This is a genomic window from Aeromicrobium sp. (genome assembly GCF_036676885.1).
In the GTDB taxonomy this organism is placed as follows: domain Bacteria; phylum Actinomycetota; class Actinomycetes; order Propionibacteriales; family Nocardioidaceae; genus Aeromicrobium.
In genome coordinates this window covers 1-8,989 of sequence record NZ_JAKFCB010000330.1, presented here as the reverse complement: position 1 = coordinate 8,989, position 8,989 = coordinate 1, and the positions used below count along the sequence as shown (strand labels likewise).

The 8,989-nt window shown below is 69.4% G+C and carries 11 protein-coding genes; 5 read left to right on the top strand and 6 right to left on the bottom strand.

The genetic code is table 11. The annotated features are described in order from the left end of the window. On the bottom strand, positions 1–1,705 hold a 1,705-nt coding region (locus tag V6M46_RS15320), incomplete at its 3' end, for an MMPL family transporter (protein WP_332666651.1). 303 nt (positions 1,706–2,008) lie between these two features. Here V6M46_RS15320 and V6M46_RS15315 point away from each other — a divergent pair. Next, on the top strand, positions 2,009–2,371 hold the full coding sequence (locus tag V6M46_RS15315; protein ID WP_332666650.1) for a hypothetical protein: 363 nt from the start codon (positions 2,009–2,011) through the stop codon (positions 2,369–2,371). 14 nt (positions 2,372–2,385) lie between these two features. Here V6M46_RS15315 and V6M46_RS15310 read toward each other — a convergent pair whose 3' ends face one another. The 3 genes from V6M46_RS15310 to V6M46_RS15300 form a co-directional block, all read right to left on the bottom strand. Then, entirely contained in the window at positions 2,386–2,718 is a 333-nt protein-coding gene (locus V6M46_RS15310) for a TfoX/Sxy family protein (protein WP_332666648.1), read from the bottom strand. A gap of 25 nt (positions 2,719–2,743) precedes the next feature. After that, positions 2,744–3,148, bottom strand: coding sequence for a nuclear transport factor 2 family protein (locus V6M46_RS15305; protein WP_332666647.1), 405 nt, complete (start codon positions 3,146–3,148; stop codon positions 2,744–2,746). 75 nt (positions 3,149–3,223) lie between these two features. Next, on the bottom strand, positions 3,224–5,803 hold the full coding sequence (locus V6M46_RS15300; protein ID WP_332666646.1) for a cation-translocating P-type ATPase: 2,580 nt from the start codon (positions 5,801–5,803) through the stop codon (positions 3,224–3,226). 123 nt (positions 5,804–5,926) lie between these two features. On the opposite strand from V6M46_RS15300, the gene V6M46_RS15295 reads away from it, so the two are divergent. Together V6M46_RS15295 and V6M46_RS15290 are read left to right on the top strand one after the other, a co-directional pair. Next, positions 5,927–6,523 (top strand): TIGR00730 family Rossman fold protein, encoded by a 597-nt coding sequence (locus V6M46_RS15295; protein ID WP_332666645.1) that lies wholly within the window; start codon positions 5,927–5,929, stop codon positions 6,521–6,523. Next, positions 6,520–6,924 carry an NUDIX hydrolase gene (locus tag V6M46_RS15290; protein WP_332666644.1) on the top strand — a complete coding sequence of 135 codons (405 nt, stop codon included), beginning with the start codon at positions 6,520–6,522 and terminating at the stop codon, positions 6,922–6,924. Before V6M46_RS15295 ends, V6M46_RS15290 begins: the two co-directional genes overlap by 4 nt. Here V6M46_RS15290 and V6M46_RS15285 read toward each other — a convergent pair. Next, entirely contained in the window at positions 6,921–7,292 is a 372-nt protein-coding gene (locus V6M46_RS15285) for an RNA-binding S4 domain-containing protein (protein WP_332666643.1), read from the bottom strand. The genes V6M46_RS15290 and V6M46_RS15285 overlap by 4 nt on opposite strands. Continuing rightward, positions 7,289–7,942 (bottom strand): HAD-IA family hydrolase, encoded by a 654-nt coding sequence (locus V6M46_RS15280; RefSeq protein ID WP_332666641.1) that lies wholly within the window; start codon positions 7,940–7,942, stop codon positions 7,289–7,291. The genes V6M46_RS15285 and V6M46_RS15280 overlap by 4 nt, the downstream gene beginning before the upstream one ends. Before the next feature lie 50 nt (positions 7,943–7,992). Here V6M46_RS15280 and V6M46_RS15275 point away from each other — a divergent pair, with 50 nt between their 5' ends. Together V6M46_RS15275 and V6M46_RS15270 are read left to right on the top strand one after the other, a co-directional pair. After that, complete coding sequence (locus tag V6M46_RS15275; protein ID WP_332666639.1) at positions 7,993–8,226, top strand: RNA-binding S4 domain-containing protein; 234 nt, start codon at positions 7,993–7,995, stop codon at positions 8,224–8,226. A gap of 61 nt (positions 8,227–8,287) precedes the next feature. Then, on the top strand, positions 8,288–8,989 hold a 702-nt coding region (locus V6M46_RS15270), incomplete at its 3' end, for an LLM class flavin-dependent oxidoreductase (RefSeq protein ID WP_332666637.1).

Genomic DNA, 8,989 nt, shown 5'->3' with positions numbered 1-8,989 from the left:
CGGCGGCGGTCGAGAGCAGGCTGGCCACCGTCCCGAGCAGGGCGATCAGCGGGGCCTGGAGTGCGACGAGGAGCAGCAGGAAGCCGAGTCCGAGGATCACTCCGACGACCAGCGGGGTGGAGTTGTCGAGCTGGGTCTTGAGGTCGAGGTTCTCGACGGCGGCCCCGCCGACGCGCGCCGACGCAGGGAGGTCGGTGCGGAGGCGGTCCACGGTGGTGCTGAGTGCTGGGTCCGAGGGGTCGACCGTGGGAACCGCCTGGATGAGGGCGTACGACGAGCCGTCGGCCGCGGTCACGGCCGGCATCGCACCGGCGATCCCGCGGTCATCCGTCAGCACGGCCGAGGCGGCGTCCACGTCGGCCTGGTCGACCACGATGGTGAGCGTGCCGGGGGCGCCGGTGCCGAACGCCTCCTGCACGAGGTCGTAGCCGACTCGGGCGGAGGAGTCCTCGGGCAGCACCTTGATGGATGGCATGGCTGTCTTCAGACCCACGATGGGAGCTGCGAGGGCGAGCAGCACGACGAGGGCGCCGAGCCCGAACGCGATCGGGCGCTTCCAGAGCAGCTCGCCCCAGGCAGCGAATTTCGCCGAGCGGTGTTCACCGGTGTGCACCCAAGGCAGGGCGAACTTGTTGATGCGTTCGTCGAGCTTGAACAGCACCAGTGGGAGCAGCGTGAGCGTGGCCGCCAGCACGAAGACGACGGAGAGCATGATTCCTCCGGCCATCGAGCGGAACGACGGGGAGGGCACGAGCATCACTGCGGAGAGCGAGATCAGCACCGTGGCGCCCGAGAGCAGCACCGCCTTGCCGGCGGTGTCCATGGTCTCCGCGATCGCCTGCCGCGCGTTCTCGTGGTGACCCATCCGGGCGGCCCGGAACCGGACCACCAGGAACAGGGCGTAGTCGATACCGAGAGCGAGCGCGAACATCATCGCGAAGTTCATCGCCCACACGGAGACCGGAACCAGCTGGTTGATCAGCACCAACGAGCCGGCGGAGGCGACCAGTCCGGACAGGGTGAGCAGGAGAGGCAGGCCGGCTGCGATCAGGGCCCCGAAGGCGAGCACCAATATCGCGAGCGTCACCGGCCACGAGACCATCTCGGACTTCAGCATCGCCGACAGGTTGGCCTCGTTGAAGTCCGACCAGAGCAGGGAGGCGCCCGTGGGGTTCACCTGGATGCCGGCCGATGACAGGTCCTGGAGCGGTCCCTTGAGGTCGTCGGCGACGCGCACCATCTCGTTCGGGTCGGCGTCGGCGCCGGCCAGCAGGACCGCGGTTCGGCCATCTTCGCTCAAGGTCGCACCCGGCTGCGGTTGGACGACCTCCGCGATCCGCGAGTCGTCCTCGAGCATCGCGGCCGCTCTCGCGATGACCTGTTTGCCGGCGCCCTCGGTGACCGGGCCATCCGTGCTGTGCACGACGACCTGGATCGCGGTGCTGCCGTTGCCCCCGAAATGATCCTGCGCGAGCTGGCGGGCAGCGACGGACTCCGACCCGTTCGCCTGCCACCCGGCGCCGGACAGCTCGGACTCGACGCGAGGTGCGAACGCGCCGAGTCCGATGATCACGAGCAGCCAAAGTGCTGTGGTCAGCCGGACGTGGTGGGTCACGCCGACCCCGAGCCGGCCCAGGGGACCGGGCCGATAGCCGATGGTGGGATCGATCGAAGGCGGTTTGGGCTGGGTCGCCGTCGGGGACATGGTGTGCTCCTCGGTGTGGTCGTGGCGCCCGGGATCGAGGCTGGGCCCTCGAGGTCGGGCGGCGCAGAGGAAGGCGGGCGCCTGCCACTCCGGTGGCCGGGAGCGGTCTGCGCGATCATCTCGAGTGTGGCCCAGCGTCGCGGTGGAGGGACGGGTCAAAGGACCCATGGACGGGGGACCAGAGACAGGTGCCGCGTGCGCGGGTCGGCTCGTGCCAGACCGGGTGGCGGCGCTCCGGGGACTGCTGCGCGTCAGGAGCCCGGTCTCGCCCCCGCAGTCGCCGCAGCGCCTAGAGTTGCCGGTATGACCGACGAGCCCACGCCCATCGCGTACTCAGCCCTCGAGCCCGGTACGCCTGTGCAGTCCAGCGACGGCCAGCAGTTCGGCACCGTCGCCAGCGTGCTGGTGGTCGAGGAGGTCAGCGTGTTCGACGGCATTGTCGTCGACACCTCGAACGGCCCCCGATTCGTCGACGCCGACCACGTCGGCACGATCACGACGGCATACGTACGCACGACCGTGTCGCCGGACGAGGTCGCGGGGCTGCCCGAGCCAGCTGACAACACGCCGGTCTTCCGCGCGGACGCGCGAGACGACACGGGCAGCTCGCTGTCAGACCGCATCGGCCGGATGTTCGGCCGCGGCAAGTGGAAGCGCGAGGAGTAGGCGCGCAGAACCCGCTACTTCGGTGGGAGCGATCCTGCATAGCTGACGCCGTGGCCGACCCAACCGCGTAGCGCGTCGTCCGTCTCGACTGCCTCGGAGTCGACCCGCAGCCAGCCATCCATCTCTCGGCCACGCATCTCGAAGCGGAGCACGTGCTGGTGGTCGACCAGTGATTCGGCCTGGCTCGGATCGATCCGCAGCAGGAGACCGCCCTGGCCGCTGGCCGCGACGGCCATGTTGCCGTTGATCAGGAAGGCGAGCCCTCCGAACATGCGCTTCTCGCTGAGACCTGTCTCGCCCTGAAGGACTTCGCGGAGCCGGTCGGCGAGCTCTTCGTCGTACGCCATGTCGCCAGTATGGCGTGGAGCGCGCTCAGGAATCCTCGGGAACGGTGTCGGCGTGCCGGTGGGCCACCTTCCACTCGCCGTCCTCGCGCCGATAGATCTGTGTGCAGCGAAGCGTGTACGAACCTGGTTCGCCGTTGATCGACGCTTTCGTGTGCTCGTAGCCGACGGTGTAGGCCATGTCGCCCCGCACGTCGGCCGCGACGACCTCGTACGCGTACGACGTGCAGTCCGCGAACGTCGTCTCCAGCATGCGGAAGAGGTCCCTGACCTCCTTCTGGCCCACGGCGGACTGCCAGGCGCCGAGGACCGATACCGGCTCGCGGGTGGACCAGATCGCCGCACGCTGAGCCGCGTTGCCGTTGTGCAGGGCCAGTTCGGCGTCGTGCAGACGGGTCTCGACCCAGCCGAGGAATTCGTCGCGTTCGCTCATGTCGCACCTCTGACGATCAGCCCCTCCTTCAATTGGAACCCCGCAGCCCGCGCAGCACAAGCGAAGCAATGGGTCTCAAGCCCCGGACAGTGGACGAGAGGTGGGTGGCACGGACCGCTTCGCACGGGACCCGGTGGCCCGGGCGATGATCCAGCCGAGAGCGCCCATCCCGGTCGCGATCCCGAGGTCGGTGGCTGGGAGTGCTGAGGTGCCGAGGAGGTCCTGGAGCACGGGTGCGTACACCCCCGCCAGGACGAGGAGGAAGGATCCGGCCACCGCAATGGGCAACAAGAGGTTCTGCCTCGTGACCTGGACCGGCCGCAGCCCCATGGCCACGCCGAGCTGGAGGCACGTCAGGCTGAGGAAGATCATCGTCTGCCAGGCTCGGCCGTCCTCGTGGGCCCAGACACCAAGTGCCAACGTCGCCGCTGACAGGAGCAGGCTGATCAGGACGACCTTCTGCCAGAGGCCGTCCCCCAGGACGCTCTGTGCAGGCGGTCTGGGCGGCTGGTGCATGGCGTCAGGCGCGATCGGTTCGGCGCCGATCGCGACTCCGGTGATTCCGTGGGTGAGCAGGTTGATCCAGAGGATCTGTGCGGCGATGAGAGGGACGCCGAGCCCGATGAACGGACCGAGCAGCATGATCGCGATCTCGGCGGCCCCTCCGGACAGGCCGAAGACGAGGAACATACGGATGTTGGCGTAGACCCGGCGACCTTCTTGGACGGCTGCGACGACGGTGGCCAGGTCGTCGTCGGCGAGGACGAGGTCGGCGGCCTGCCGGGCGACCTCCGTTCCGCGATGGCCCATGGCCACGCCGATGTCGGCTCGGTGGAGAGCCGGGCCGTCGTTGACGCCGTCGCCGGTCATGGCGACGATGGCGCCTCGGTGCCTCCATGCCTCGACGATGTCGAGCTTCTGCTCGGGGCTGGTCCTGGCGAAGACCCGGGCAGTGGTCAGGTCGGTGATCTGGCCGGCTGCGATCTGGGACCCCGTCACGACGCTGCCCTCACGATCGGCCTCATCCGGCCGCAAGATCCCGACTCGAAGGGCCACCGCCCGCGCAGTGGCCGGGTGGTCACCGGTGACCAGGACCGGCAGGATCCCGGCTGTCCGACATCGCTCGATGGTGGCACGTGCTGCGGGCTTCGCCGGATCGGTCATGGCGACCAGGCCCAGCAGGCGCTGGTCCGCCTTCTCCCAGTCGTCGCCGGCGCACACCTCTCCCGTGGTCAGTGCCAGGACACGGAAGCCTTCGCCGGCGAGCTCGGCGGCACGGAGCTGGGCCGCACGCCACACGGCCGGCTCCCCGCCTCGTCCGTGCCGGGCGAGAAGTGCCTCGACCGAGCCCTTCGTCACGACCAGAACACCCTCCCCGCCGGGACGCGAGACGAGATGAGCAGTCGTCATCTGCTGGGTGGTGCTGTCGAAGGGCACCTCACCGATGCGCGGGTGGGACGCGTCGAGATCAGCCTTGGTCAGACCAGCCTTGCCGGCGGCGCTGAGGAGAGCCAGCTCGGTCGGGTCGCCCAGGCCCGACCATGCACCCTCCGGCTCGTCAGGTGGCGTCAGGCGCGCGTCGTTGCACAGCACGCACGCTCGCAGGAGGTCGAGGACATCCGGCGCTGTGGTGAGCTCGAGCGATGCTCCGCCGCTGACGAGACCTCCAAAGGGGGAGTAGCCCTCCCCGGAGACCCCGACCCCGCGTTCCGGGGTCCAGAGCTGCTCGACCAGCATCCGCGCCTCGGTGAGCGTGCCGGTCTTGTCGGTCGCCAGGACGGTCACCGAACCGAGGGTCTCCACTGCCGGAAGCCGGCGGATCACTGCGTTGCGGGCGGCCATGCGTTGTGCGCCCAGCGCGAGGCTGAACGTGACGACGGCCGGCAGCGACTCCGGGACCGCAGCCACCGCCAGGCTGACCGCGGTGACCAGCATCAGCTCCAACGATTCCCCGAGGGCAAGTCCGAGGACCAGCACGACGGCGCACAGGGCGATGGCGACGATCGCCAACATTCGCCCGAGCACCGAGAGACGTCGTTGCAGCGGGGTGGGTTGCACACGGGTGTCCATGAGGGCTGCGATCTGACCCAGCGCGCTTGACCTGCCGGTCCCGGTCACCACCGCGACCGCCCGGCCCTTCACCACGACGGTCCCCGACGAAAGTGCGTCACGTCGGGCAGCGTCCTTGCCGACCGCGACCGACTCCCCGGTCAACGCCGATTCGTCGATCAGCAGGGAGGACGCCTCCAGCAGGTCACAGTCGGCCGGAACGATGTCGCCCTCGCCGAGCAGGACGATGTCTCCCGGCACCAGCTCAGCGGTGGGAACCGTGGTCTCCAGGCCGTCCCGCCGCACCCGGACGACAGGCGCACTCAGCTGCGCCAGGGCCGTGATGGCCCGGTCCGCCTTGAGCTCCTGGTTGACGCCGACCGTCGTGTTGACGAGCACCACGAGCCCGATCACGGCCGTGTCGGTGTAGTCGGCGGTGAGCAGGGTCAACGCACACGCCGCAAGAAGGACGATGACGAGCGGGTCGCGGAGTTGCAGTCCGATGCTCGACCACACAGATATCCGCCCGCGGGCGCGGATCTCGTTGGGACCGACCTCGTCGAGACGATGGACGGCCTCATCTGTGGTCAGACCGGTGGCATTCACGATGCTCACCCTCTCGGGGCGTCCCGTCAGCGACTAGGGCCGAAGGTCCGGCGTCCGTCCCAGAGTGGTGGACGACATACAGGGGTGAGCGCCGGGACGGAGGCTGTCTGTCACGATGTGGGCATGCCATTGAACGCAGTCGCGATCTTCTGCGGATCCAGCTTCGGCAACGACCCTGCGTACGCCGAGGCGGCGCGGCACACCGGACGCACGCTCGCTGAGCGCGGCATCACGGTCGTGTACGGCGGTGGGCACGTCGGGCTGATGGGCACCGTCGCGGATGCGGCGCTCGAAGCCGGCGGGCGGGTCATCGGCGTCATCCCGCGGCAGCTCGACGATCGCGAGCTCACGCACCACGGACTGACCGAGCTGCACGTCGTCGAGTCGATGCACGAGCGCAAGGCCTTGATGGCCGAGCTCTCGGATGCGTTCATCGCCCTGCCAGGAGGTGCCGGCACGCTCGAGGAGATTGCCGAGCAGTGGACGTGGGCGCAGCTGACGATCCACACCAAGCCGTCCGGATTCCTCGACGTGGCCGGCTTCTGGTCACCGATGCGCGAGCTGCTCGACGGCATGGTCGGCGCCGGCTTCGTCCGCGAGGAGCAGTCCGGCATCGTGTCGTTCGCTGATGATCTGGACACCTTGCTGACGATGCTCGACGCACCGCCATCGTGGACCGACAAGTGGGGCCGCCCCGGCGACGAGGTGCCGCAACCGTGACGCAGCCGGTCATCCACGTCGCGGCGGCGCTGACGGTCGACACCGACGGACGCGCGCTGATGGTGCGCAAGCACGACACCTCGGTGTTCATGCAGCCCGGAGGCAAGATCGAGCCCGGCGAGAGCCCGCTGGACTGCCTGCGGCGTGAGCTGTTCGAGGAGCTGGGGCTCGACCTGGCAGCCGACGCGTTCACGTGGCTCGGGACGTTCGAGGAGGACGCCGCCAACGAGCCGGGACATCGCGTGCTCGCCGAGGTGTTCAGCCTGACGATCGACGCCAGGACCCCGGTCGTCGCGGCCGAGATCGCCGAGAGCATCTGGGTGGATCCTGCCGCGCCGGGCGACATCGAGCTCGCACCGCTCAGCAGCCAGGCGCTGTTGCCGCTGCTCCTGCGCGCCTAGCGCCGGCGCAGCCGGTCGAGCGCACGGCGATCCCGCTTGGTGGGACGGCCGGCGCCGCGGTCACGCCGGGGCATGATCGCGACCTCCTCCTTGGGCGGCGGCGGGGGAGAGTGGTCCTCGTAGCACTCGACCGCGACCGCCGCGCCGACCCGCTTGACGATGATCTTCGTGACGACGACTATCCGCATGCCGCCTTCGGTCAGCGCCTCGATGCGGTCGCCGACCTTGACCGGTTGGGCGGGCTTGGCCTTGGCACCGTTGATGCGTACGTGCCCCGCCTTGCACTCCGATGATGCGATCGAGCGCGTCTTGTAGAGGCGTACGGACGAGATCCAGACGTCGGCGCGTGCCGTCGTGGGCCCGGTCATGCCGTGTCCAGGGTGATGACGACCTCGCCGCCGTCGACGCTGGCGCGGGCTGCGGTGAAGTCGGGTATGCGGTGCAGTCCGTTGGCGACGGGGCCGTCATACGCCCCGACGACCACGACCTGGGCTCCGGCGGCACGTGCGGACTCGATGCCGGCCGGGGCGTCCTCGAAGACGACGGTCTCCGCTGGGCTGAGACCGAGCAGTTCAGCAGCGCGCAGGTAACCCTCGGGATCGGGCTTGCCGCGGTCCACGTCCTCCGCCGGAACGACGACGGGTGGGATCGGCAGGCCCGCCTCGGTCATTCTGGTCTTTGCCAGGAGCAGCGGCGCCGAGGTCACCAGCGCCGTGAGCGCGGAAGGGATCGAGGCAACGAACTCGGCAGCACCCGGCACCTCGACGATGCCGCCGGGCGTCTCGATCTCGGTGCTGGCGAGCTCCGCGGCGAGCACCTCATGGTCCAGGTCGGCCGGTGCGAAGCGGTGGACCGTGTCGAGCGTCTGGCGACCGTGCGAGAAGCCGAGGACGTCGGCGGTGACCAGGCCGAATCGCTCGGCGAACGTCGTCCAGATCGCCTCCACGACGGCGTTGGAGTCGACCAGCGTGCCGTCCATGTCGAAGATCACGGCTCGGGCGCGGACCGTCTGCTCCATGTCATCGATCCTCGCACGCAGGCTGTCGGCCGTAGTGGCAGGCTGGGCTCATGGCCTCCGACAACATCGACATCGTCCCGATCACCGGCGACATGATCCGGCTGGGACAGTTCCTCAAGTTCGCCAACTTCGCGGAGTCCGGCGCAGCGGCGGGCGAGCTGATCCAGGGTGGTGACGTCAAGGTCGACGGCGAGGTCGAGACCCGACGCGGCCGCCAGCTGGCCAAGGGCATGCTCGTCGAGGTCCTGCTGCCCGGCACGACCCTTCGGGCGAAGGTCGGCTGAGTCAGGGAACAGCGCCGGAGGCTTCGGCGTTGAACCGGCGTACCTCGACCCGGGAGATGACATGGCACAGCTCGAGCTCGGTCTCGACACCTTCGGCGACGTGACGTTCGGCGACGACGGAGCACTGCTGCCGTACGACCAGGTCATCCGCAACATCGTCGATCAGGCGGTGCTGGCCGACGAGCTGGGTCTCGCGTTCTTCGGCGTGGGGGAGCACCATCGCGAGGACTTCGCCGTCACTGCCCCGGAGGTCGTGCTCGCCGCGATCGCCGCGCGCACGAGCACCATCCACCTCGGCACGGCCGTCACGGTGCTGAGCTCGGACGACCCGATCCGCGTCTACGAGCGCTTCGCGACGCTCGACGCGCTGTCCCACGGCCGCGCGGAGGTCATCCTCGGACGCGGCTCGTTCACCGAGTCGTTCCCGTTGTTCGGCTTCGACCTCGGCCAGTACGAAGAGCTGTTCAGCGAGAAGCTCGACCTGTTCGCGGCGCTGCGCGCGGAGGGCCCCGTCAGGTGGACGGGCAACCTCCGTCCGCCGCTCGACGGCCAGGAGGTCTTCCCCAAGACTGCCGCGGGGAGCCTCAAGACGTGGATCGGCGTCGGCGGCAGCCCCGAGTCGGTCATCCGCGCCGCCCGTTACGGCATCCCGCTGATGCTGGCGATCATCGGTGGACCGCCCGCGCAGTTCGCCCCGTACGCCGACCTCTACCGGCAGGCGCTCGAGCAGCTCGGCAAGCCGCAGCTGCCGATCGGTGTCCAC

Coding starts and splice junctions, on each gene's coding strand:
- V6M46_RS15315 (WP_332666650.1), top strand. CDS start 2,009: ATGACCGACGAGCCCACGCCCATCGCGTACTCAGCCCTCGAGCCCGGT.
- V6M46_RS15310 (WP_332666648.1), bottom strand. CDS start 2,718: ATGGCGTACGACGAAGAGCTCGCCGACCGGCTCCGCGAAGTCCTTCAG.
- V6M46_RS15305 (WP_332666647.1), bottom strand. CDS start 3,148: ATGAGCGAACGCGACGAATTCCTCGGCTGGGTCGAGACCCGTCTGCAC.
- V6M46_RS15295 (WP_332666645.1), top strand. CDS start 5,927: ATGCCATTGAACGCAGTCGCGATCTTCTGCGGATCCAGCTTCGGCAAC.
- V6M46_RS15285 (WP_332666643.1), bottom strand. CDS start 7,292: ATGACCGGGCCCACGACGGCACGCGCCGACGTCTGGATCTCGTCCGTA.
- V6M46_RS15280 (WP_332666641.1), bottom strand. CDS start 7,942: ATGGAGCAGACGGTCCGCGCCCGAGCCGTGATCTTCGACATGGACGGC.
- V6M46_RS15275 (WP_332666639.1), top strand. CDS start 7,993: ATGGCCTCCGACAACATCGACATCGTCCCGATCACCGGCGACATGATC.